The 23,456-nt window shown below is 45.9% G+C and carries 20 protein-coding genes, 3 rRNA genes and 1 riboswitch; of the genes, 2 read left to right on the forward strand and 21 right to left on the reverse strand.

The genetic code is table 11. From position 1 onward, the window contains the following. Positions 1–272 precede the first annotated feature (272 nt). From yabG to MKX35_RS03200, 6 genes are all read right to left on the reverse strand, one after another. Complete coding sequence (gene yabG / locus MKX35_RS03175; protein ID WP_042183835.1) at positions 273–1,175, reverse strand: sporulation peptidase YabG; 903 nt, start codon at positions 1,173–1,175, stop codon at positions 273–275. A gap of 71 nt (positions 1,176–1,246) precedes the next feature. Beyond that, positions 1,247–2,131 carry a 16S rRNA (adenine(1518)-N(6)/adenine(1519)-N(6))-dimethyltransferase RsmA gene (rsmA, locus tag MKX35_RS03180; protein WP_042183833.1) on the reverse strand — a complete coding sequence of 295 codons (885 nt, stop codon included), beginning with the start codon at positions 2,129–2,131 and terminating at the stop codon, positions 1,247–1,249. Further along, complete coding sequence (gene rnmV, locus MKX35_RS03185) at positions 2,128–2,679, reverse strand: ribonuclease M5 (RefSeq protein WP_042183831.1); 552 nt, start codon at positions 2,677–2,679, stop codon at positions 2,128–2,130. Before rnmV ends, rsmA begins: the two co-directional genes overlap by 4 nt. A 176-nt stretch (positions 2,680–2,855) precedes the next feature. After that, positions 2,856–4,019: a 3D domain-containing protein gene (locus MKX35_RS03190; RefSeq protein ID WP_076286881.1), complete on the reverse strand. Its 1,164-nt coding sequence runs from the start codon at positions 4,017–4,019 to the stop codon at positions 2,856–2,858. Between the two features lie 281 nt (positions 4,020–4,300). Next, positions 4,301–4,530, reverse strand: a riboswitch (cyclic di-AMP (ydaO/yuaA leader). Positions 4,531–4,727: 197 nt separating this feature from the next. Continuing rightward, positions 4,728–5,498 (reverse strand): TatD family hydrolase, encoded by a 771-nt coding sequence (locus MKX35_RS03195; protein WP_042183828.1) that lies wholly within the window; start codon positions 5,496–5,498, stop codon positions 4,728–4,730. A gap of 111 nt (positions 5,499–5,609) precedes the next feature. Beyond that, complete coding sequence (locus MKX35_RS03200; protein WP_076300971.1) at positions 5,610–6,893, reverse strand: HD domain-containing protein; 1,284 nt, start codon at positions 6,891–6,893, stop codon at positions 5,610–5,612. Between the two features lie 304 nt (positions 6,894–7,197). On the opposite strand from MKX35_RS03200, the gene MKX35_RS03205 reads away from it, so the two are divergent. Further along, on the forward strand, positions 7,198–7,452 hold the full coding sequence (locus MKX35_RS03205; RefSeq protein ID WP_042123095.1) for an AbrB/MazE/SpoVT family DNA-binding domain-containing protein: 255 nt from the start codon (positions 7,198–7,200) through the stop codon (positions 7,450–7,452). 325 nt (positions 7,453–7,777) lie between these two features. Here MKX35_RS03205 and rsmI read toward each other — a convergent pair whose 3' ends face one another. The 10 genes from rsmI to MKX35_RS03255 all read right to left on the reverse strand — a co-directional run bounded on the left by rsmI (position 7,778) and on the right by MKX35_RS03255 (position 15,492). Further along, positions 7,778–8,692 carry a 16S rRNA (cytidine(1402)-2'-O)-methyltransferase gene (rsmI, locus tag MKX35_RS03210; protein ID WP_076300970.1) on the reverse strand — a complete coding sequence of 305 codons (915 nt, stop codon included), beginning with the start codon at positions 8,690–8,692 and terminating at the stop codon, positions 7,778–7,780. Next, positions 8,689–9,462, reverse strand: coding sequence for a tRNA1(Val) (adenine(37)-N6)-methyltransferase (locus MKX35_RS03215; protein WP_042183822.1), 774 nt, complete (start codon positions 9,460–9,462; stop codon positions 8,689–8,691). Before MKX35_RS03215 ends, rsmI begins: the two co-directional genes overlap by 4 nt. Before the next feature lie 76 nt (positions 9,463–9,538). Further along, positions 9,539–9,904 carry a DNA replication initiation control protein YabA gene (yabA, locus tag MKX35_RS03220; RefSeq protein ID WP_042123089.1) on the reverse strand — a complete coding sequence of 122 codons (366 nt, stop codon included), beginning with the start codon at positions 9,902–9,904 and terminating at the stop codon, positions 9,539–9,541. A 31-nt stretch (positions 9,905–9,935) separates the two neighbouring features. Then, entirely contained in the window at positions 9,936–10,736 is an 801-nt protein-coding gene (locus tag MKX35_RS03225) for a PSP1 domain-containing protein (RefSeq protein WP_042123087.1), read from the reverse strand. Between the two features lie 139 nt (positions 10,737–10,875). Beyond that, complete coding sequence (gene holB, locus MKX35_RS03230) at positions 10,876–11,850, reverse strand: DNA polymerase III subunit delta' (protein WP_042123085.1); 975 nt, start codon at positions 11,848–11,850, stop codon at positions 10,876–10,878. A 117-nt stretch (positions 11,851–11,967) separates the two neighbouring features. Beyond that, a complete protein-coding gene (locus MKX35_RS03235; protein WP_042183820.1) occupies positions 11,968–12,411 on the reverse strand; it encodes a YaaR family protein in 444 nt (147 codons plus the stop codon). A 49-nt stretch (positions 12,412–12,460) separates the two neighbouring features. Continuing rightward, positions 12,461–12,790 (reverse strand): cyclic-di-AMP receptor, encoded by a 330-nt coding sequence (locus tag MKX35_RS03240; protein WP_042183817.1) that lies wholly within the window; start codon positions 12,788–12,790, stop codon positions 12,461–12,463. Between the two features lie 123 nt (positions 12,791–12,913). Next, positions 12,914–13,555: a dTMP kinase gene (gene tmk, locus MKX35_RS03245; RefSeq protein ID WP_042183814.1), complete on the reverse strand. Its 642-nt coding sequence runs from the start codon at positions 13,553–13,555 to the stop codon at positions 12,914–12,916. Next, positions 13,556–15,097, reverse strand: coding sequence for an aminotransferase class I/II-fold pyridoxal phosphate-dependent enzyme (locus MKX35_RS03250; RefSeq protein ID WP_076300969.1), 1,542 nt, complete (start codon positions 15,095–15,097; stop codon positions 13,556–13,558). 209 nt (positions 15,098–15,306) lie between these two features. After that, a complete protein-coding gene (locus MKX35_RS03255) occupies positions 15,307–15,492 on the reverse strand; it encodes a sigma factor G inhibitor Gin (protein ID WP_042123074.1) in 186 nt (61 codons plus the stop codon). Positions 15,493–15,700: 208 nt separating this feature from the next. Between MKX35_RS03255 and MKX35_RS03260 the strand changes: the two genes are divergently transcribed. Next, positions 15,701–16,225 carry a hypothetical protein gene (locus tag MKX35_RS03260; protein WP_042183802.1) on the forward strand — a complete coding sequence of 175 codons (525 nt, stop codon included), beginning with the start codon at positions 15,701–15,703 and terminating at the stop codon, positions 16,223–16,225. Between the two features lie 72 nt (positions 16,226–16,297). Here MKX35_RS03260 and MKX35_RS03265 read toward each other — a convergent pair whose 3' ends face one another. The 5 genes from MKX35_RS03265 to MKX35_RS03285 all read right to left on the reverse strand — a co-directional run bounded on the left by MKX35_RS03265 (position 16,298) and on the right by MKX35_RS03285 (position 23,454). After that, a complete protein-coding gene (locus tag MKX35_RS03265; protein WP_076300968.1) occupies positions 16,298–16,711 on the reverse strand; it encodes a hypothetical protein in 414 nt (137 codons plus the stop codon). Between the two features lie 256 nt (positions 16,712–16,967). Continuing rightward, positions 16,968–17,084: ribosomal RNA gene (rrf, locus tag MKX35_RS03270) — 5S ribosomal RNA — on the reverse strand. Between the two features lie 73 nt (positions 17,085–17,157). Then, positions 17,158–20,086, reverse strand: a 23S ribosomal RNA gene (locus MKX35_RS03275). A gap of 232 nt (positions 20,087–20,318) precedes the next feature. Further along, positions 20,319–21,876, reverse strand: a 16S ribosomal RNA gene (locus MKX35_RS03280). The 16S, 23S and 5S rRNA genes sit together here, the layout of an rRNA operon. Before the next feature lie 426 nt (positions 21,877–22,302). Beyond that, complete coding sequence (locus tag MKX35_RS03285; RefSeq protein ID WP_076301157.1) at positions 22,303–23,454, reverse strand: amidohydrolase family protein; 1,152 nt, start codon at positions 23,452–23,454, stop codon at positions 22,303–22,305. Positions 23,455–23,456 lie beyond the last annotated feature (2 nt).

A 23,456-nucleotide genomic window follows, 5' to 3' on the forward strand; every position in this document is an offset into this window, starting at 1 on the left:
TATCTGTAATAGGTTTACCACAAAGCAAGAAAAATAACATTGTCGATCTTTAAAGATAACTACCATTTCACACAAGCATAATCGCCTTTGGCGTCGTCCCTATAAGGACGGTTAGCGTATATGCGGGAAATATAAGGATAATGTATAGCGTGAAACTTATACTTTCTTATATAAAAAAAGGGTTAAGCTCATCGCTCACCCTTTCTTCGCGTTACTCTATTCGGCCACTCCAAATTACCTATTAGCTTTGAAAATAGACCTGTACCTGTCGATTAAATTGCGGAAGGTGTCACTTTTAGTGCTGACAGGTTCTGCAGACGCGGCATCCCAATACGGAAGCTGCCACGGGTCTCAATACCGCCGATTCCCTGATTACCACTAATGGTGTTGTTCAAAACCTCACTCAGATTCACCGTATCCCTAATGGGCGTGAACGACGATTTTGCCGCTACATAAACTGGGTCTAGGGCATGGATCAATATCCGTCCAGGAGAACTGGCGAAATTCGCCCCTGCCCCCAGCAGTGCTTCAAAATGTGACTGACAAGCACCTGCAACAATCGTCAACGCATCAAAATTTCGCTCATAATCCCTAGCTACCCTAATAGCAGCTACGAAGTTTTGCGAATTTTTATAGCTGCTCAGACTGTGAAGATCGTAAGTATGCTGTTGCTTCAGCACCCCGTCATGACCGGTAATCACCACAATATCTGGACGCACGCGGGGCAGCAGCCGGTATAAAGTGTCAGCCATTGCGGACTCATGAACATGATGACCTTCAGCAGGGATCCGCAATTGCTCGTATAAGCTAAGGCTCTTATTCAAATACGCTGGATCGCCATCCAGATGCAGTACTTTCCCCGGTACTTCAAAATAAGCAGCTTCCTTGGGCGATGGAGCCCATGCTCCTTCTGATAGAGCGCTCCCGCTCCGCTGACTTTGCTCCTGTCGGTCTTTCCGCAGCTGTGTCAGTGATTCATTCGCTTTAATCTGTGCCTGCTGTCCTCGTTCCGTAATTCGGGTAGGAGGCACTTGAACCAAGTCATTCAGAGGAGAATCCGCCAACAGACGGAAATCTGTGCCTTTAATGACGGCTCTGTCCTGCACAATATGATCTACACGAAAAGTCAAATCTCCGCCATAAGATTTACGAACGACCAAGTCTCCTAAATTCATTACAACCACCACCTCTACCCCATCGTATGGGCAAAGGCCTCAGTTGGTTCATAACTAGCTATGTTTTTAGCTTATTCAATTCCAGCAGCTAACAGAACACCGCTCAATCGGGCGTATTCTTCTAGACTTAACGTTTCTCCACGACGGGTTGGTTCAATACCAGCTTCTGCGAGTAAAGCCTCCAGACGCTCACGTCCCTCTTCAGGGAAGTAACGAGCCTTGAGATTGTTAGCAATCGTCTTGCGACGCTGTGTGAAAGAAGCTTGGACGACCTCAAAGAAGTGCTTCTCACTCTCAACCTCTACCGGTGGACGCTCTCTTACCTTTAGACGGATTACAGCGGACTCCACATTAGGTTGAGGAATGAACACCGTACGCGGCACAATACAGACGAGCTCAGGCTCGCTGTAGTACTGCACGGCAATGCTAAGGCTCCCGTATTCCTTTCCTCCCGGAGAAGCGGCCATACGCTCCGCAACCTCTTTCTGAATCATTACAACGATGTTATCAAGCGGAAGCTTCTCTTCGAGCAGCTTCATCAGAATCGGAGTAGTTACATAATACGGCAGATTGGCAACTACGCTTACCTTGTTCACGGATGCAAAATCTTCTTTGAACAGCTCCTGCAGATTTACATTCAGAACATCATCATTACGAACCTTTACATGCGGATAAGGGGAAAGTACGTCCCTTAAAATAGGAATCAGCCTACGGTCGATCTCCACAGCAGTCACCGCACCAGCGGTTAGCGCCAAACGCTCCGTCAGGGCACCAATCCCAGGACCGATTTCCAATGCCCCTGATTCACTATCTAGCCCAGCAGCGTCAACAATCTTGTCCAATATATTTTGATCAATCAAAAAATTCTGTCCTAAGCTCTTCTTGAACTTGAATCCATAACGTTGAATAATTTCTTTCGTCCGTTTTGGAGTCGAAATTTCCTCTCTACCACTCATGAAGTAATGCCCCCCTGATCAATTTGGGCGAGAGCTCCGGCAAATTCCTCCCGCGTAATTCCAAACATCGCCAGCCGCTTGTACAGCTGCTTGCCATTACAATATCCGATTCCAAGCAAATTACCAAGTGCCATACGTCTTTCAGCTGCCCGAGGATGTACAAGCATTCCAGCGGCCATTAGATCATCAAGTCCAATTAAAGCAGGTGCACCTTCAAAAGAGGTATGTACATTCCGCAGCGCATGACGAATCGCCTCTGGAGAAGCGTTCTCCACACCAATATCTCCCTTGCGGGTTGCGTCCTTCTCCGGAATGAAGGCATGCTTGCAGCCCGGCACCTTTGCGGACACAATCTTACGAATTCGTTCACCCGCGTGATCCGGGTCAGTAAGGATAATTACTCCTCTACGCTCCATAGCAAGCGCGATCTTCGCAATTACGGTCCGGTCTACAGCCGAGCCCCCTGTTTCGATCGTATCTGCTTCTACAGCACGTTTAACAGCGACGGTATCACTCTTACCTTCAACGACAATTAATTCCTTAATCATATCTCTTGACTCCTTCCAAAAAAAGCAAAAAAGAAGAGGTTTCGCTCCTCTTCTTTTGGTTAAAGAATGTATAAGTGATGAGCGGTTGCTCTGCGATCAACGAAATGATCATCTGGCGTTCCTTAACGGTTATCATCACTATAGCTTATCAAAGAATAATTTGCAAAAGCTTCAGCCTAGTTTAACTCCGGCTTCACAGGTCCAATCACATAAACGGTACGTGATTTACGACCGAAATTACGGACATGGCTCAGTGAATCGTAATAGACATCTACTTTATTGCCTTTAATGGCACCGCCAGTATCTTCTGCTCGGCGGAATCCAAGCCCCTCGATATATACCCACCAGCCAATAGGGATTACATTCGGGTCTACCGCAATTGTACGACCTTCCGTTACGCGTGTTCCGGAGGCAGTTTTGGTACCAATACCTGGCTCTTCTGATGAATAAGCTGTCATGGAGACGTTCTTAATCATCTTCTTGTACTCAAAGTCTACGCCAGCCTTGCTTGTGACGTTATTAGTCTTGGCGCTAACCTTAGCCGTTTTTGAAGTGGTGTTTGATTTGGAAGTTGTTGTAGTCTTAGCTACAGCCGGCTTAGGAAGTGCTTTGGTACCAACGGCAATAATCTTATCTTTCGTTACCGTTTGTACTTCCTTACCAATCATGCGCATAGAGGCCAGTTCTCCGTCTTGGTAGATCTTTTCAATATGCTGAATCATGACGCCTGGTTTGCCTGCCTGTGCCACTCTAACTGTTCCCACAGTAAGGGAGGGGTCTGCTGTCTTGATGACTCTGAAGGGTAAGTTAGTTGATCGCTGTACAGTCTGTTTGTTGATGCGAACAATCTTAACCTCCATGTTTGCAGAAATGGTGGTGTCTAACGAAGGGAAAATCTTATCATGACCTTCTAGGGTAATGCCCATTTTCTCAATTGCTTTACCAATTGTGTCTTCGGTCGTATATAACGTTTTTGTTGCTCCATCCGCAGTAAGACTAATTTTCTGCGCACGATTGATAACGACACGGTCACCGTCTTTTATTTCATCACTCAGTCCTAAAGATAGTTCATCATGCGGCTGCAGCGAAATTTGCTCTTTCTCCAACACATCACCAAGAAGCGCTTCTCGCGTTTCAAGCGTCTGTGTTTGCCCGTCTATTACTAAAAATAATTGTTTGTTACTTTGACCGTGTACGTACAGCAGAATAAGTAGCGCGATAGCGACTGAAATCACGCCTGCAAGTAAAAGTACGCGAGTATTTACTTGCTCCCACCGTAATGCGAAAGACCTGCTGGATGACTGCGAATCATGGGATACTTCTGGTTGGAATACGCCCATTCTCTCCATCCTCCTTACATAGCCCCGTCGTCAATTGTATATCATGAGGACTGAATTCCTTTGACGAAACTATTTGAGATTGTCACAGGACACGCACGTAATAACTTAGCGTCTCCTGCTCATGGATCGCCTGCTCGGCACAGCTACTCCCACCTCTGTTATATAACAGTATGTGGGCAACATTCTATTTATTCAAAAATAAAAAAGCCTAAAAAGAGTTCAACTGAGGACTCTTTCGTGGCTTCTCCAATATCAGAATAGAGAATGCTTGTGCACGAGGTTGCCTCTCTTACTTGCGCTTACGGGGTTAGCTGTCGGGTTCGGACGAAAGAGAGACGCCCTATTTCAGGTCACCCGCTCATGGCGGTTGCCCTTAAATTCACCCCAAAGACCACGTGAAGAAATCAAATACTGTCCTACGGCACGTCTAAACCGTATTTAAAATACAGGCATGCGGCAGGTCAATATTGGTTCCCCCGTTCTCCATACGGAGACTCAGCGAGACGATCCATGAATCAATGGCTGTCACTATAACACAGCTCACATCACTGAAAAGATGATATCCTGTTTTGATGCATGTTGTAAAGGACGATTCAACCACGTTTACGCAAAAATATGGTTAAAATATTGTAATATTCAGCCGTTTTTATATTAAAAAAGTTTAATATATCGGCCATTCTCTATTTTTCGCCTGTTTTGCTCCCGTTTTCACTCAATCCCAAATCGTTCCAGTGCGTTCGCATACGTTATTTTAGCCAATTCTTCCCATGTTAACCCTTTAATTTCAGCTGCTGCCTCTGCTACAAGCTTCACATGAGCGCTCTCATTTCGCTTCCCGCGGAAGGGGTGTGGAGTCAAATATGGAGCATCGGTTTCGATCAATAATCGGTCTAGTGGGGTCTGCGCAAGCACTTCTTTTGGCACTCTTGCATTTTTGAACGTAATGGGTCCTCCAAAGGATAAATGAAAACCAAGATTCAAGCACATTTTAGCTGTTTCCCAGCTTCCTGAGAACGAGTGCATCACGCCTCCAACCTCATTTGCTTTTTCCTCCCGTAAAATCCGTACAACATCCTCATGGGCATCACGATCATGAATACAAATCGGCATATTTAGTTCACGGGCTAGTCCAATTTGCTTGCGAAAAACTTCATGTTGCACATCCTTGGGAGAAGTATCCCAGTAATAATCCAGTCCGATTTCACCAATAGCCACTACTTTTTTATGACTGCATAGAGAAGCAATCCAATCGAGATCTCCTTCTTTCATATCAATTGCATCCTGAGGATGCCAACCCACTGCCGCATAAATATAATCATAAGATTCCGCCAGCTTCATCGTTGAGGGAATCGTCTCCCGATTAAATCCGATATTAATCATCTTGCTAACTCCTGCTTCTACAGCACGAGCGATAACTTCTTCGCGATCCTCGTCGAATTGAGGTGCATCCAGATGCGTATGTGTGTCAAACAGAAACATTTTAACCCTCACTCCTTGTTCTTTTTTAAATATAAGACAATATAAGTTTCAAGCTATCCGTTATATCTTATATTTCTACTCTTCTTGTCAAAAATCCCATATTTTCTTGTATTATTTTGCAAAAATCTCTGCAATAGAAGCAGGCAATCGCGTAAGCGCATTTCTCAACTTATCCTGAGGAAAATAAAGATGATATCTTCCACGGTGAATGCCGCTAATAGAACGCACAATATCCGACACCTCTGAAATTTCCCGCAGATGATCATGCCGATCAAGCAGCAGAATTTGTTTATTGTCAAAAGCTTCTCCCGGACGGAACACATCATAGGGCAGATCTGTCGGAAAATCAATCTCCAAATCATATTCTGGGTGAAGTCCCGCTGCCGCAAAACTGCTGCGAATTTCAGAAATCATATCTGTATCGAGATTCTCCACCTCAACATATTTATACAGTTTACGATGAATAAAACGGGTACACAAGTCACTTAGTAGCTCATCTTTCTCAAGTGTCCACTGCATAAAAGCCGTCTGTACCAGTGCTTCATCTAGCATTAAATATTGCTTCACTGTCACCTCACCACGGAACAAATCCTCCAGCGGATTAATCATGAAACTAAAATTGTACCCCTCTTGGAAAAGCTCCTTTGCTCTACGGAAAATTTGTCGCAAAATAATCTCTGAGCTACGTGTCACCGGATGAAAATAGACTTGCCAGTACATTTGATAACGCGACATTAAATAATCTTCAATGGCATGCATTCCCGATTCTTTTACAACAATTCGACCATTATAAGGACGCAGCATTCTTAAAATCCGATCAATGTCGATCGTCCCATAGTTTACACCTGTATAGTACGCATCACGCAGCAAATAATCCATGCGATCAGCATCTAGTGGACTGGAAACCAGATTTACAACAATTTCGTGCTCATAAGTTTTAGCGATTACAGAGGCTACTTTACGAGGAAAATCCTCCTCCACATCACGCAAGATCTCAGTAATCTCTGTGTCCTCCAGAATAATTCGACAAGTCCAATCCTCATGATTCATTTCAAAAGCTTCTTCTATAGAATGGGAAAATGGACCATGTCCCAGATCATGCAGCAAGGCCGCACACAAGGTGAGCAGACTTTCTTCAGGAATCCAATCCTTATACCCGCTTCGTTCAAATTGCGAAATAATTCTACGTGTAATTTCGTAAACCCCTAGGGAATGAGAAAATCGACTATGCTCTGCGCCATGAAAAGTAAGATACGAGGTACCCAGCTGGCGAATTCGGCGTAAACGCTGAAATTCCTTTGTATTTATTAGTCGCCAAATAATAGTATCCTGCACGTGGATATAATTGTGAACCGGATCTTTGAAAACCTTTTCTTCTGTGAGCGGCTGCTTCATGAGATCAACTCCTTTATTAAATTTAATATGATTTTAACCAATATAAGTATATAATAAGTAATTATGTCGTACTTTGTCGAATAGTGACGTTTTTAGTCTTGGTAAATCGACAAAGTTTATTTTTTCACTTTTTTTAGAATTCGTGATTGTTATAGGGAATTCAAAGTTTTCGTGAAAAAGCACTTATTTAACAGATGAAAAAAGGTTGACTGTTTTGGGAATCGTTGGTATTATAAATATCATAAAACAGTGAACAATGTCGAATAATGACGTTTTTGGAACATTGAGAGGAGTAACGATTGTTATGATGAAATCAACAGGAATTGTAAGAAAAGTAGACGAACTTGGACGGGTAGTTATTCCCATTGAATTGCGCCGTACTCTTGGCATTGGTGAAAAAGACGCACTTGAAATTTACGTTGATGGTGAGCGCATTATGCTTAAGAAATATGAGCCTGCCTGCATTTTCTGCGGCAACGCTGAGAACGTAACTTACTTCAAAGGAAAAATAGTTTGTCATGAATGCATTTCTACTATCCCTACCCCTGTGACAAACTAAAATAATTAGTATATAATAGAACTAATCAAATTGTTAATTCTAACCTTTTCATATCTCCTTGACCTCCCGTGACCGCGGGAGGTATTTTTTTTCTGCAATCACCTGTGTTTCCCGCCCCAAAAGGTGTCTATAAGGATTTACTCCCCCATGACACCTAATAATGATGGGTAATGCGGTGAGAGCATGAAGTAAAACGAGTTTTCACCATGATCTGGTCTATCTTGGGCTTCCTTTTGGGAACCACCTTCAGGCTAGAATCTCGTCAGCTTCGTAATACCCCTCCGCACCTGGTTAACCTCTTAGAATTAGAATCCGTCAATGACACTTACTGCTGCTCCGCTTTATCCAGAAGTGCGTTATAAATATCCCGCTTTGACACACCACGATCAGAGGCTGCTTTTTTCATAGCTTCTTTACGCGGCATATCTCCTGCTTCGTAATGAGCAACATGTTCTTCAATACTTAGCTGGCGCCACCAAGCCGATTCCGCCATATCAGCATCTTCCTTGCTCTCGCCTTCAACGACAATGACATACTCACCAAGCGGTGGATGTTCAACGAGCCAATCCGTACATTCCTCGATCGTCCCACGTAGGAACTCCTCATATCTCTTCGTCAGTTCACGAGCAAGCACAATTCGCCGATTACCAAATGCTTCATGGAGATGAGCCAGTGTCTTCACCACGCGATGTGGAGATTCGTAGAACAGTATAGTCCCTTGCGCCGAACGAAGTGGACTTAATACCGCACGGATATCTTTACGTTCTCGAGGTAAGAAGCCGATAAAAGTGAACGTAGTCGTAGGCAGACCAGAGGCAATTAATGCTGACAAAGCTGCGTTAGCTCCGGGTATAGGAATTACTGGTATACCGTGACTTATGGCAAGGGCTACAAGGTCTGCACCAGGGTCGGAAATGGCTGGCAAACCGGCATCGCTGACGAGTGCCAAATTTTTTCCTTCTATTATATAGCGGATAAGTTCAGGTCCACTGGCAGCCTTATTATGCTCATGATAACTGAACAGCATAGAGGGTGTAATTTCAAAATGGCTCAATAATTTCCGAGTTTGTCTTGTATCCTCAGCTGCAATAATATCGCATTCCTGCAATGTACGGACAGCACGATAAGTCATATCCTCTAAATTACCGATGGGTGTTGCCACCAAAAAGAGTGAACCGGTTGATTCCTGCTTATGTGTATTGTTATTGTTCTGAAAACTGCTTTGGCATGATATCGTCATGATTTACCCTCTTTAGCACCATAGTAGATGTCCATAATTTCTGGACAGTATTGATTGTCCTCATTATATACAATGAGTGGTGGATGTAAGCGAACCTCCGGCTTACCATCACGTATCGCTTCAATTAATACCATATTAGCTTCCAGATGCGCACGTGGATGTACAAAGCGAATAATCTTAGGCTCGAGCCTATATTTTCTCATAAGACTAATAATATCGACCAATCGTTGTGGCTTGTGAACCATACTTACCTTTCCACCGGTGCGAACCAGTCTCACACAGGCTTGAATGACCTCCTCCAGCGTACACCCGATTTCATGACGAGCCATAGCCTGATGAGTGTTCAGCTTGAGGTCACTGCCGTTAAGCGGCATATAAGGAGGATTGACTGTTATTGCATCATATACGCCATGCCCTGCAACTTTATATAACTCACGTAAATCGCCTTCATGGATCACAACCTGATCCTGTAGCCCATTTAGAGCCACGCTACGCCGAGCCATATCCGCTAAACGGGGCTGAATTTCAATCCCTTCTATAGAAGCTTTAGTTCGGGTCGTCATCAAAATAGGAATTACACCATTTCCAGTACAAAGATCCAGGACTCTCCCACGAGGCGGAACGCTGGCGAAACGCGCAAGCAGTACAGCATCCATAGAAAAGCTAAATACTTCGTCACTTTGAATAATTCGCAAGTCATGCGTTAATAAATCATCCACCCGCTCCGTCGGCAACAAAGGAACAGATATATCGTTAAAAGAATTTGTCATGTAGTAATCTCCTAAATGTTTTGTTGAGCTAAATTCAAAAAAAACCGTAGGATCAATCTCCTACGGCTGGATATCCTCATTTATTAAGAAAAGAAAGACAGAACAGACAATCACCTTCCGTGCGTAAATGTCCAAAATAAACATTACAGATGTGAAAGCCTTCATGGTAAAGCCGGGCCAAGTTGTCATAACCTTCCCCAACAACCTCTTCTGTTCCCTCTCCGGCAGCTAAAAGAGCTTCCGCCTCCGCAGAATCTACGGTAGGATCCAAAGGTGCATCCCGCTTTAAAATTTTGCGAAGCTGTTCATTCTCCAGAGTTAACCTCTGATTAGCTTCCATCAGTTCTTTTACCGTCTGTTTCCATTCTCCAAGATTGGCGCGCATCGTTTCCATCTGTGCTTCCATATCCTGCATGTGTGCAAATATATTTTTCTTCTCCAAGTTTCCACCCCGAAAGTAACCTTATAATGGTTTACTTGACGACAACATCATCCATTGGAAGTTCCTTAACTTTGCCCACTTCAAACAACTGTACATGAACCGTACGGCTTCCGGCATTAAGTCCTACTACTTTGCCATCACCCAATGAGGTCACGACAATCTTGCCGACCGCTGGCATTTCTTCCTTTACACTCTCATAATTGTCATGCTCAAATTTCAAACAACACATCAGACGTCCACAAAGTCCTGAAATCTTCGTCGGATTAAGTGACAGGTTCTGATCCTTCGCCATTTTAATGGATACGGGTTCAAAATCCCCTAACCAAGATGAACAACAAAGTACTCGCCCACAAGGTCCAAGTCCACCTAGCATTTTAGCCTCATCACGCACCCCAATTTGCCGTAGCTCAATGCGGGTCCGGAAAATACTTGCTAGATCTTTAACCAATTCTCTAAAGTCGACCCGTCCTTCGGCCGTAAAGTAAAATATAATCTTATTACGGTCAAAAGTAAACTCTACATCGACGAGCTTCATTTTGAGACCATGGTCGCGTATTTTATTTAAACAGGTGGTAAAAGCCTCTTTAGCGGCCCCTTTGTTCTCTTCAACTACGCGTGCGTCGGTTTCTCCGGCAATACGCATCACTTTTTTGAGGGGCAAAACTACATCGGATTCTTCCACCTCTTTTTTGCCTACGACAACTTTACCGTATTCAACCCCACGTGCTGTCTCCACAATAACATATTGATCCCGTTCAATCGGAAAATCAAGTGGATCGAAATAATATATTTTACCCGCTTTTTTAAAACGGACACCTACTACGCTGTACAAAAATTAACCCCCTTGTTTGCCGGTAAAAGGAACCTATGGGCATGTCCGCTCCCTGATGATCCATGCTTGTCCTTCCTCGTCTGTTAAAACGATATTTCCAGGTAAAGCGACATCCGGAGGATATATCATAACTAATCCTTTAACTTTCCAGTCGGATTAAAAACTGCTCCAGACACAACTGGGCATTGGCATTGGATCGCAGCTTCTTAGTGCTCTCTGCAGCAAATCCCATATAAGCCACCCATTGTTCCGCACTCCGCTCACGGGCATGCCTGGAAATAAAGTCTAACTGATCTATGAAAACGATACTCTCATGCTTACGATACAGGAAGTAAAGCATATCTTTAAACCACAGATGGAACATGCTGAAGAAGATATCCAAATGTTCAGCGAGTCCGGTCTTGAACAGCTTCTGCCCAGCAGTTGCTACAGCGGAGCTGCCCTTGCCTAAGGACTCCTTAGCTAATTGTAACATTACATTTCTCATTTCTGCAAACCAATTCTGTTCCAAAAGTTTCCTGCAACCATCAAGTCCTGAACTAAGTGATACTGCACATCGAGCTAAGGGTATGGGAACGCCCTCACTTGCCAGAGCTTGGAGCATAATATCCGGGTTTAACGGACTAAATGGAATCCGCTGAGTCCGCGACTGAATGGTTGGCAATAAGGAACGGCTATTATCAGAAATTAAGATTCCAACAGCCGGAGCTGGTGGTTCCTCCAGAAATTTCAGCAGACTATTGGCAGCTTGTACCGTCATTTTGTCTGCTCCATCTATAATATAAACTTTCGGATTCACACCCTCTGACCGATAGGAAAAGACGCGCTGCAGCTCACGGATTTGATCTATTTTAATACTTGCTCCATCTGGCTGCAGCAGTGACAAATCAGGGTGGTTTCCATGCTCTACTTTGCGGCACTCCAGGCATTCCCCACAGGCATCGTCCTTGCTCTGGGTACAAAATATAGCTTGGGCAAACATCAGCGCCGTTTTCATTTGTCCACTGCCTGCCGGCCCTGTAAATAAATAAGCATGACTCACAGCTTCTTTGCGCAAGGCATTTTGGAGTAGCCGCTTGGCGTTCTCCTGGCCTACTATATCATGAAAAGGCATAATTTCCTCCCAAAACTTTCAAACATAAACGCCCTTAGCGTCCTTATAAGGACGGTAAGTGTTTAATCGAGAAATATAAGGCTAAAGTATAGTGTAAAGCATATACTTTCTTATATTTTAAAAAGAAAGGTTGATTAACAACCCACGGATTTCTCCAACGCGTCCTAACAGATCGATCCGGCCTTGCTCACTATTCAGCAAATCATCTGCCATTGATAGCAAAGCCGAATCAATTTCCTCAAGCAGCTTGTAACGCTTGCCACGTCCACGTCGATCCCATCCGCGTGTTTCCTTCAGAATGACGCCTCTTCGAGCCGTTTCCTCCAGAAATCTTTTGATCATCATCCGGTAGATGGTAAGCTCACGAATCGTCATAGACTTAGATAAACGATCGCCTTGAGACTGTATTTCTTTGATCTGGCGATTCAGTTCATCTTTGGTTTTCTGCTCACTTTGCTGCTGAAAAACATCAGAGAACGTTTTTTGCTGAACGGGTTTGTTAGCCCCTTCTGCATTTGGCATCTCACTCTTCAAGGGCCTATACCCCGGATTGATCTTCAAAGGTTATCTACCGCCCTTTTTATAAATGGCTTGCTAATCTATATTATACTTAATAATGTTCAAAACGATCTACAGGAAGTACGAATACAGTAGCTCCACCCACTTGTACCTCAACAGGAAGTGGCAAATACGAATCCGTTGTTCCACTCATCGGTGTTACAGGAGTGACTAACTGCTCACGCACTTTACAGCTGTTTCGGATTACGGTCAATACGGATTCAATCTGACTGTCTTCTACCCCGATCATAAATGTCGTATTCCCCGCTCGTAGAAATCCACCTGTACTTGCAAGTTTAGTAGCACGGAAATTGGCTTTGACTAGCTCGCTGGACAACCGGTTACTGTCTTTATCCTGGATAATTGCAATGATCAACTTCATCTTCGCATTCCCTCCCAATACTTTTATGGTGTATTACTACTTAGAGTTACTCGTAGTAACCCTTACTTCATAAGCACACGCCTAATTATATGTCACTTCTCTTAGTATATTAGACAAAACACCCTAAAAACCCTTTAATACTCTCTCTTCAAGAGTTCTCACGATATCTTGTTCTACCATATGAATGGGGCGATTAGCATCCAGAACTACTATTCTGTCCGGATTGGCCTGGGCTAATAATTGATAGCCTTCACGGACCTTCTTATGAAAAGAAAGGCTCTCCAGATCCAGACGATTCACTTCCCGTTCTTGATTCGCTGCTATCCGTGACAACCCTATCTCTGGGTCTACATCCAGATAAAAGGTTAGATCTGGCATACGGTTCCCTATCGCAAAACGATTAATACTCCATACCTCTTCTATTCCGAGTCCTCTCGCATGTCCTTGATAAACGAGGCTGCTGTCTACAAATCGGTCACAGAGTACAGTAAGCCCTTCTCTAAGAGCCGGTTCAACGACTTCGGCGAGATGTTGGCTTCTTGATGCAGCGTATAGTAATGCCTCTGTACGCGCATCCATAGCTGTATGGGCAGGATCTAGAATAATGGAACGAATCTTCTCAGCAATCTCAACGCCACCCGGTTCACGGGTAATTCGATAAGGCATGGACCGGTTCTGTAAATAGGCCGTTACTCTACCTAGTACCGTTGTTTTTCCGGAGCCTTCGCCCCCTTCTAATGTTATGAAGAAACCTTCTTTTCCCACTTATGCTTCTCCGCCCTTCTGAATGTTGTATACCTCAATACGCTGCAAGACCGGATCAGCACAAGCCTGAAATTTGGCGCCTCCTTTGGCTAAACCAGCCAGCCTTCTTTGGATCTGATCTGTGATCACTTCACCCGGATATAATACCGGGATGCCTGGTGGATAGGGAATAACCATCTCTGCCGCCACTCTACCCACGCAATGTTTAAGATCAATACTTTCAATCTCATTGGCCGACACCGGCTTCAATGAGAAGTGAACAGGATCTGAGATTTGTAAAGAATGGAAATTGTTCCACGTGGAAATATTGCGAGCGCCTGATAAGTCGGGGGCGTTCGGTGATTCGGAAGGTTCCTCCGAATCTATTTCCCGCAGCGCCTGCAGCAAATGATCTGCATCTCCAGCCTTCGATCCAAGGCTGAACAGCAGCACTACGTGCCGGTCATCGCTCATCTCCGGCACGCAGCCCTTTGCCTCGAGCTTGCGCTGCAGCTCGAAGCCGCTCAGGACCCCGGTGGCGTCATAAATGACGACTTTAAAGGGGTCCTGTGTCACATACGCCGCCAAAGAATCAGGCGGCGTATTCGGGTGCAGCGGCTCTGCCGGCTGCACTAGTCCGTAGCGCGGCAGCTCCGCGAGTCCGCGCCGCAGAACGTCCACGGCGGCCAGCCCCGCCGTGAAGGCACCCTTGCCCCGGCTGTGCAGCAGCCGCCGGGCAAGATCCAGCGACGCCATCATAGGATATGATGGGCTGGAGCTCTGCACCATGGCGAGCCGCTGCCGGAGCAGGGCGCGGTTAAGCCGCGGCCCTTGAACATGCAGCATAGCGCCCATGGTCATCGCTGTGAGCATCTTGTGCGTGGACTGCACGACGCCGTCCGCGCCACAAGCAAGTGCCCCGGCTGGCAGCGCCGGGTGCTGCCCGTAATGCGCCCCATGCGCCTCATCCACAAGCAGCGGTACACCGCTGTCGTGACAAATACTCGCGAGGGGCGCAAGATCACTACCCATGCCGTAATAATTCGGCATGGTAACAAGTACAGCTGCGGCTTCAGGATAGGCTGCAAGTGCAGCCTTAACAGCTTCGGCCGCCGGCGCCACTGCCAAGCCGCTGAGTGGATCAATCAGAGGCTCCAGAAAAACAGCATGTACTCCAGCCAACATCAGTCCATGAATGACTGACTTATGCACATTGCGTTGAACAATCATAATCATTCCAGGCTCGGGACAAGCGGTTAGAATAAGAGACAGATTGCCGGCTGTGCTTCCTCCAACCAGAAAAAAGCTTTCCTCTGCTCCAAAGCAATCTGCTGCCAACTCTTGCGCTTCCTTGATAACTCCCTCAGGATGATGAAGATCATCCGTTCCGGAAATTTCCGTAACATCATACTTCATTACCTCATCTAAAAAGCCAGCGCCTTCAACGCCATCATATGCCTCTCCATTCTTATGACCTGGCACATGATAAGATCTATTACCCATAATTCTATATTGTTCCAGCATTTCGTATATAGGCGCCCTACAACGTTGTAATTTATTCATATTAAATTCCTTCCCATAGGGTTCCTTCTATTTTAACGTAAATATTCGCAAACGCCTACGCTTCAGTGTAAAAGCGGCCCTTTGGACAACAAAACGGCTCCTCCCGCCTGAAGAACGAGGAAGCCGTGTATTGAATATCACTAATGCAGCCTTCGTATCTTTCATCCAGACCGCTCTCTTAATTGCATCATTTAACAGAGTTACTCTACTTAAGCGTTCTTTTGCAATCCAATCTTCTTCATCCGGCCGATAAAAAAACGGTACTTGGCATCTTCAGCCTCGGTACGTATCATCTCAGCCTCACATTCCTCACAAATAAAATGCGAGACAATCACAATACCTTCCTCTTTTACCTGTCCACAAATGATACAAGCTTGCCCGGTTTGCTGTTCCATAACCATCCCACCTTGACTCTTTTAAGAACAGTATGATACACCTTCTATCATTTTAAACCTTTTCATAGTTTTTTCATATCCTTCGTATCGTGAATTATATATATTCCGTTGCTGTTATATCGGTGAATTTTCGCCGCAGTTTAATAAAATACATCCAATCGCCGATATTAAGAACATACGAATTCACGAGGAGGTTAGACTATAATCTATGGAACCCACTACCAAAGGTGCAGCTACATTCTATCAATATAAACTAATTAAAAAAGTCAATCTAACGGCACGCCTGCTGCCTATTTATATTATGCTTCCCTTATTAGTCCTTGTGCTCGAAACCGTATTTCTTTCCTGGTGGAGCATTCTTTACATAATCATAGCAGCGCCTGTAGCCTTCTGGGTTCAATATGTCATTTCACGCTCAGTTCTTTTAATCTCAGGACACCCCATTTCAAAAAGATGGTCTGTCTCATTTAAACTGCCTTGGTTAGGGTTTATGCCTGATCAACATATTAGTTACCGTATATTTCGTAAAGTACAGCTACATAATTTCTATATCGGTCTTTGTATTGCAGCACTCTTTATTTTCTGGTCACCGCCAGCATTTACAGTATCACTGATCACTTGTCACTTATGGCTCCTACTGCCTCGTCTTTATACTCTGTTCAGACTGAATCGACAGGATCAGGGAGGCATGCTGAAATTCAATCCGACCGATGTATCCTATTACTCCCAATAAAGTGCAGCAGTATAGCTCATATTATTTTCATGTATTAAAAAATAAACCGCCATCCTTAGGGATGGCGATTCTTTATTTCGTCTTAAGGCCTTTAATGGAGGTCTTCTTTTCTTTAGGAATCATCACTACAAAATAATCATCGTGCACTGTTAAATGAACCGTTAACCCATCCTTCAGAAAAACACCCGAAGAATCACTATCATCATCTTCCTGTTCTGTCCATCCCCAGGCTTTAATAGCCTCCAAATAAGGATCCGGAATACCATTCTTCTCCTTTAATCCAGGTAAAGAATAACGTACATAATCCATAGCAACGTTAGTAGTGGTCTGGTCTGGTGAGTTTGCCTCATGGGGGACAGGGAAGCTTTTCTCATTCAGTGCACCCTCAAAAGTATCCCACTTAGGTTCTTTAGCCCCGCAACCTGCCAGTATTAAAGTTAAAATACAAGAAATCATTATTAACTTGAATATTTTTAATTGTTTCATGCCTTAAATCCTCCCTACCTCTACAATGCATCTAAAGACACAAGAAAATTCAAAGTTAGAATTTATGAGTAGTTCCTTCGTATTAAAGATCTGCTAACTATTAGCACTTTTCTATTATACTTGTATCCACCGCAGCGTCGGTAACAAAAATGTCATTCCACAGTAACCTATTCTACTGTTATTACTAGCCTTAAATACTTGCATAATAAAAAAAGAAAAAAAGCCACTGCTGATATTATCAACAATGGCTTAATCTGCTTGGCAACGTCCTACTCTCCCAGGACCCTTCGGTCCAAGTACCATCGGCGCTGGAGGGCTTAACGGTCGTGTTCGGGATGGGTACGCGTGGAACCCCTCCGCTATCGCCACCAAACGGGCATTTACAGCGTAAATGCTCAGGCTTGATGCCTGAAAACTGAATCCGAATTGAATTTGCGTTCTAAGTATAGGATAAGCCCTCGACCGATTAGTATTGGTCAGCTCCATGCATTACTGCACTTCCACCTCCAACCTATCTACCTCGTCGTCTTCAAGGGGTCTTACTAATTGGGAAATCTCATCTTGAGGGGGGCTTCACGCTTAGATGCTTTCAGCGCTTATCCCGTCCGTACGTAGCTACCCAGCCATGCTTCTGGCGAAACAACTGGTGCACCAGCGGTACGTCCATCCCGGTCCTCTCGTACTAAGGACAGCTCCTCTCAAATTTCCTGCGCCCACGACAGATAGGGACCGAACTGTCTCACGACGTTCTGAACCCAGCTCGCGTACCGCTTTAATGGGCGAACAGCCCAACCCTTGGGACCTACTTCAGCCCCAGGATGCGATGAGCCGACATCGAGGTGCCAAACCTCCCCGTCGATGTGGACTCTTGGGGGAGATAAGCCTGTTATCCCCAGGGTAGCTTTTATCCGTTGAGCGATGGCCCTTCCATGCGGTACCACCGGATCACTAAGTCCGACTTTCGTCCCTGCTCGACTTGTAGGTCTCGCAGTCAAGCTCCCTTATGCCTTTGCACTCTTCGAATGATTTCCAACCATTCTGAGGGAACCTTGGAACGCCTCCGTTACTCTTTAGGAGGCGACCGCCCCAGTCAAACTGCCCGCCTGACACGGTCCCCGTACCCGATTAGGGTACTAGGTTAGAACCTAGATACGATCAGGGTGGTATCCCAACGGCGCCTCCACCGAAGCTTGCGCTCCGATTTCTACGGCTCCCACCTATCCTGTACAGATCGTACCCAAATTCAATATCAAGCTGCAGTAAAGCTCCATGGGGTCTTTCCGTCTTGTCGCGGGTAACCTGCATCTTCACAGGTATTAAAATTTCACCGGATCTCTCGTTGAGACAGCGCCCAAGTCGTTACGCCATTCGTGCGGGTCAGAATTTACCTGACAAGGAATTTCGCTACCTTAGGACCGTTATAGTTACGGCCGCCGTTTACTGGGGCTTCGGTTCATAGCTTCGGATTACTCCTAACCACTCCCCTTAACCTTCCAGCACCGGGCAGGCGTCAGCCCGTATACTTCGCCTTGCGGCTTCGCACAGACCTGTGTTTTTGCTAAACAGTCGCTTGGGCCTTTTCACTGCGGCCCCCTCGTGCTATTCACACTACCGGGGCACCCCTTCTCCCGAAGTTACGGGGTCATTTTGCCGAGTTCCTTAACGAGAGTTCTTCCGCGCGCCTTAGAATTCTCTTCTCGCCTACCTGTGTCGGTTTGCGGTACGGGCACCTTCTCCTGGCTAGAGGCTTTTCTTGGCAGTGTGAGATCATGACCTTCGCTACTGTAATTTTCGCTCCCCATCACAGCCCAGCCTTAACGATGTGCGGATTTGCCTACACATCAGCCTCACTGCTTAGACGGACATATCCATCAGTCCGCGTCACTACCCTCCTGCGTCACCCCATCGCTCGTAGCGGATTACGGTGGTACAGTAATTTCAAACTGTTGTCCTTCGACTACGCCTTTCGGCCTCGCCTTAGGTCCCGACTTACCCTGAGCGGACGAGCCTTCCTCAGGAAACCTTGGGCTTTCGGCGGATCAGATTCTCACTGATCTTTTCGTTACTCATACCGGCATTCTCACTTGTATGCTGTCCAGCGCTCCTTACGGTACACCTTCAACCCACATACAACGCTCCCCTACCCCAGATACATACGTATCTAGCCATAGCTTCGGTGGTGTGTTTAGCCCCGTTACATTTTCGGCGCAGAGTCACTCGACCAGTGAGCTATTACGCACTCTTTCAATGGTGGCTGCTTCTAAGCCAACATCCTGGTTGTCTGTGCAACTCCACATCCTTTCCCACTTAACACACACTTGGGGACCTTAGCTGATGGTCTGGGCTGTTTCCCTTTTGACAATGGATCTTAGCACTCACTGTCTGACTCCCGGCAATAAGTATATGGCATTCGGAGTTTGACTGAGCTTGGTAATCCTTGCGGACCCCGCACCCAATCAGTGCTCTACCTCCACTACTCTTATACCGAGGCTAGCCCTAAAGCTATTTCGGGGAGAACCAGCTATCTCCGAGTTCGATTGGAATTTCTCCGCTACCCCCACCTCATCCCCGCATTTTTCAACATGCGTGGGTTCGGGCCTCCAGTGCGTGTTACCGCACCTTCACCCTGGACAGGGGTAGATCACACGGTTTCGGGTCTACGTCCACATACTAAATCGCCCTATTCAGACTCGCTTTCGCTGCGGCTCCGTCTTCTCGACTTAACCTTGCATGTTAAACGTAACTCGCCGGTTCATTCTACAAAAGGCACGCCATCACCCATAGATAGGGCTCTGACTTTTTGTAAGCACACGGTTTCAGGTTCTATTTCACTCCCCTTCCGGGGTGCTTTTCACCTTTCCCTCACGGTACTGTTTCACTATCGGTCGCCAGGTAGTATTTAGCCTTAGCAGATGGTCCTGCTGGATTCATACGGGGTTTCACGTGCCCCGCACTACTCGGGATCCGTCTCGGAGAGAACACAGTTTAGGTTACAGGGCTTTTACCTCTATCGCGGGCCTTTCCAGACCTCTTCACCTACCATATTCCTTTGTAACTCCATGTGAGACGTCCCACAACCCCTAAGAGCAAGCTCTTAGGTTTAGGCTGTTCCGCGTTCGCTCGCCGCTACTGACGGAATCACTATTGTTTTCTCTTCCTCAGGGTACTTAGATGTTTCAGTTCCCCTGGTCTGCCTCTACATCTCCTATGTGTTCAGAGATGAGTAACTGCGAATTACCACAGCTGGGTTTCCCCATTCGGACACCCCCGGATCAAAGCTTGCTTACAGCTCCCCGAGGCAGTTTCGTTGTTCGCCACGTCCTTCGTCGGCTCCTGGCGCCTAGGCATCCTCCGTGTGCTCTTATTAGCTTAACCTTGATTTTTCCTAAGAAAAATCTCACTAATAACATTTACTTGTTTACACAAGTTGCTAAAAGATGTTCTAAAACGCAAATTCGTTTCGGTATCCAGTTTTCAAGGATCAAGTCTTACTGAGAGCTTAAACTCTCAAAACTGAGCAACGAGTGAGTAACAGGCCTAAACCTGAGATTTTGGAAGCTTAGCTTCCGATTTGAATGTCTTCATTGCAGAAGACGATTCTCCATAGAAAGGAGGTGATCCAGCCGCACCTTCCGATACGGCTACCTTGTTACGACTTCACCCCAATCATCTACCCCACCTTCGGCGGCTGGCTCCCTTGCGGGTTACCCCACCGACTTCGGGTGTTGTAAACTCTCGTGGTGTGACGGGCGGTGTGTACAAGACCCGGGAACGTATTCACCGCGGCATGCTGATCCGCGATTACTAGCAATTCCGACTTCATGCAGGCGAGTTGCAGCCTGCAATCCGAACTGAGACCGGCTTTGATGGGATTGGCTTCACCTCGCGGTTTCGCTTCCCGTTGTACCGGCCATTGTAGTACGTGTGTAGCCCAGGTCATAAGGGGCATGATGATTTGACGTCATCCCCACCTTCCTCCGGTTTGTCACCGGCAGTCACTCTAGAGTGCCCAACATTACTTGCTGGCAACTAAAGTTAAGGGTTGCGCTCGTTGCGGGACTTAACCCAACATCTCACGACACGAGCTGACGACAACCATGCACCACCTGTCTCCTCTGTCCCGAAGGCCGCCACTATCTCTAGTGGATTCAGAGGGATGTCAAGACCTGGTAAGGTTCTTCGCGTTGCTTCGAATTAAACCACATACTCCACTGCTTGTGCGGGTCCCCGTCAATTCCTTTGAGTTTCAGTCTTGCGACCGTACTCCCCAGGCGGAGTGCTTACTGTGTTAACTTCGGCACCAAGGGTATCGAAACCCCTAACACCTAGCACTCATCGTTTACGGCGTGGACTACCAGGGTATCTAATCCTGTTTGCTCCCCACGCTTTCGCGCCTCAGCGTCAGTTACAGCCCAGAAAGTCGCCTTCGCCACTGGTGTTCCTCCACATATCTACGCATTTCACCGCTACACGTGGAATTCCACTTTCCTCTTCTGTACTCAAGTCACCCAGTTTCCAGTGCGACCTCAGGTTGAGCCCAAGGTTTAAACACCAGACTTAAATGACCGCCTGCGCGCGCTTTACGCCCAATAATTCCGGACAACGCTTGCCCCCTACGTATTACCGCGGCTGCTGGCACGTAGTTAGCCGGGGCTTTCTTCTCAGGTACCGTCACTCCGATAGCAGTTACTCTACCGGATGTTCTTCCCTGGCAACAGAGCTTTACGATCCGAAAACCTTCGTCACTCACGCGGCGTTGCTCCGTCAGACTTTCGTCCATTGCGGAAGATTCCCTACTGCTGCCTCCCGTAGGAGTCTGGGCCGTGTCTCAGTCCCAGTGTGGCCGTTCACCCTCTCAGGTCGGCTACGCATCGTCGCCTTGGTGGGCCGTTACCCCACCAACTAGCCAATGCGCCGCAGGCCCATCCCTCAGTGACAGATTGCTCCGTCTTTCATTCTTTCTTCAGGAGAAAAAAGAAATTATCCGGTATTAGCTACCGTTTCCGGTAGTTATCCCAGTCTAAGGGGCAGGTTGCCTACGTGTTACTCACCCGTCCGCCGCTAAGTTACTTTGAAAGCAAGCTTTCAAAGTAACTCCGCTCGACTTGCATGTATTAGGCACGCCGCCAGCGTTCGTCCTGAGCCAGGATCAAACTCTCCAATTAGTATTGAAAAGAGCGATATGCTCATTTTGAAACATCTGACGAGAAAATTAATTCTCTAGTTTTGGATTTCACTTTCGTGATTTCCTACTCACTCGTTGTTCAGTTTTCAAAGATCAAGTTCTCGTTGGCGCCGTTTAATGTCTCAGCAGCAACTCTTATACTATATCATGTTCAGCCGTCTAATGTCAAGCTCTTTTTTTACTTCTTTTTCGAGCTCGGCATGTGTGTTTCTCGGCCAGAAATAGAATATATCATGTATAGAGATTCATTGCAACACTTTTTTTTACAAAGAATTAAAAACCATAAATCATGTATTAATGAATACACTCTATGTTTATATACTGTTGCCTTATATACATTCCATAATATAAAAGAAAAACAACTGAAAAAGATATCAGTTGTTTTTAGAGGATAGCTTAGACGAATCTAAATTAATTCGGCTTCCTTCGCTCCAGTAATTACGGAAACGATACTGTTTCTAAGTATCTCTGCATTATACGCCTGGTATGGATCGACATTGAAAACAACAGCATCTGCAATAAAACCTTCTGCAATCTGCCCCAGCTCGTTACCGCTCCCTAGAATGTCAGCAGCGCTTTTAGTAGCTGACTGCCACGCTTCTCTGCGAGTTAAGCCATAATCAATCAACGTATCCAGTTCTTGAAGGTTATAACCATGTAATGAGGGTGTAGCATAATCTGTACCGAATCCAATACGAACGCCCTCTCTTTTTGCATAATTAATGGCTTTGGAATGTGATTCAGCAGCACGGGCAGCTCGTTCACAAATGATTGGATTCAACGCAAGAACACCTTTCGGATCTGCAGCAATACGATAGATGGATGTAGTAGGTACAAAAGCTACTCCCGAATTAGCAAGCCTTCCCGCCTGATCTTCAGTTAGAAACATCCCATGCTCTATAGATTTCACACCGGCCTGGATGGACCAGTCTATCGTCACTCCACCCCAGGTGTGAACCAGCACCTTCTTATCGTGGGCATGTGCATTACGAACAATGAACGCGAATTCTTCTTCGGAAAAGATCGGATCAACCACTTTCTCGGTAGGTGCTCCAAGACCACCTGTGGCCATGATTTTTATCCAACCCGCTCCTGTAGCAAAGATTTCTGCCATCCGTTGTTCCAAATGCTTAAGTCCACGGGCATCTGCTGCTCCAAGCATATCGCTGCTGGTATGCACTCTTAAAGGCTGCTGATACTGCTGAACAAGATGCTGCACTGTGCTTGGCACAATTCCGCCTGCATCCCGTACAGTCGTTACACCTGTCCTTAGAGTAGCCTCAAAAGCCTGTGCCTGCATGGCTTCGATCTGCTGGGAGTCGCGCTTTAATTGATCTGCATGGTCAAAGTCTGTCCAAGCCATATGCGTATGAAGATCTATAATACCTGGACTAATCCATAGATCTGTCCCTGTAAGAGTTAAATTATTTTGTTGCGGCTCTATTTCAGTTATAGATAAAAAATAACCATCCTTGATCACAACATCAAAACGTTTGCCTTCGATACCTGCTATATAAATATTCTTGAATGTATGCAGTTCTGGATGCTTGTGAATCATCT

It is taken from the genome of Paenibacillus sp. FSL R5-0923, from assembly GCF_038009145.1.
Classification (GTDB): domain Bacteria; phylum Bacillota; class Bacilli; order Paenibacillales; family Paenibacillaceae; genus Paenibacillus_AQ.

What these genes read in the sequence shown, in the direction of transcription:
- yabG (WP_042183835.1), bottom strand. Translation starts at nt 1,175, where the DNA reads ATGAATTTAGGAGACTTGGTCGTTCGTAAATCTTATGGCGGAGATTTG.
- rsmA (WP_042183833.1), bottom strand. Translation starts at nt 2,131, where the DNA reads ATGAGTGGTAGAGAGGAAATTTCGACTCCAAAACGGACGAAAGAAATT.
- rnmV (WP_042183831.1), bottom strand. Translation starts at nt 2,679, where the DNA reads ATGATTAAGGAATTAATTGTCGTTGAAGGTAAGAGTGATACCGTCGCT.
- MKX35_RS03190 (WP_076286881.1), bottom strand. Translation starts at nt 4,019, where the DNA reads ATGGGCGTATTCCAACCAGAAGTATCCCATGATTCGCAGTCATCCAGC.
- MKX35_RS03195 (WP_042183828.1), bottom strand. Translation starts at nt 5,498, where the DNA reads ATGTTTCTGTTTGACACACATACGCATCTGGATGCACCTCAATTCGAC.
- MKX35_RS03200 (WP_076300971.1), bottom strand. Translation starts at nt 6,893, where the DNA reads ATGAAGCAGCCGCTCACAGAAGAAAAGGTTTTCAAAGATCCGGTTCAC.
- MKX35_RS03205 (WP_042123095.1), top strand. Translation starts at nt 7,198, where the DNA reads ATGATGAAATCAACAGGAATTGTAAGAAAAGTAGACGAACTTGGACGG.
- rsmI (WP_076300970.1), bottom strand. Translation starts at nt 8,692, where the DNA reads ATGACGATATCATGCCAAAGCAGTTTTCAGAACAATAACAATACACAT.
- MKX35_RS03215 (WP_042183822.1), bottom strand. Translation starts at nt 9,462, where the DNA reads ATGACAAATTCTTTTAACGATATATCTGTTCCTTTGTTGCCGACGGAG.
- holB (WP_042123085.1), bottom strand. Translation starts at nt 11,850, where the DNA reads ATGCCTTTTCATGATATAGTAGGCCAGGAGAACGCCAAGCGGCTACTC.
- MKX35_RS03240 (WP_042183817.1), bottom strand. Translation starts at nt 12,790, where the DNA reads ATGAAGTTGATCATTGCAATTATCCAGGATAAAGACAGTAACCGGTTG.
- MKX35_RS03250 (WP_076300969.1), bottom strand. Translation starts at nt 15,097, where the DNA reads ATGAATAAATTACAACGTTGTAGGGCGCCTATATACGAAATGCTGGAA.
- MKX35_RS03255 (WP_042123074.1), bottom strand. Translation starts at nt 15,492, where the DNA reads ATGGAACAGCAAACCGGGCAAGCTTGTATCATTTGTGGACAGGTAAAA.
- MKX35_RS03260 (WP_042183802.1), top strand. Translation starts at nt 15,701, where the DNA reads ATGGAACCCACTACCAAAGGTGCAGCTACATTCTATCAATATAAACTA.
- MKX35_RS03265 (WP_076300968.1), bottom strand. Translation starts at nt 16,711, where the DNA reads ATGAAACAATTAAAAATATTCAAGTTAATAATGATTTCTTGTATTTTA.
- MKX35_RS03285 (WP_076301157.1), bottom strand. Translation starts at nt 23,454, where the DNA reads ATGATTCACAAGCATCCAGAACTGCATACATTCAAGAATATTTATATA.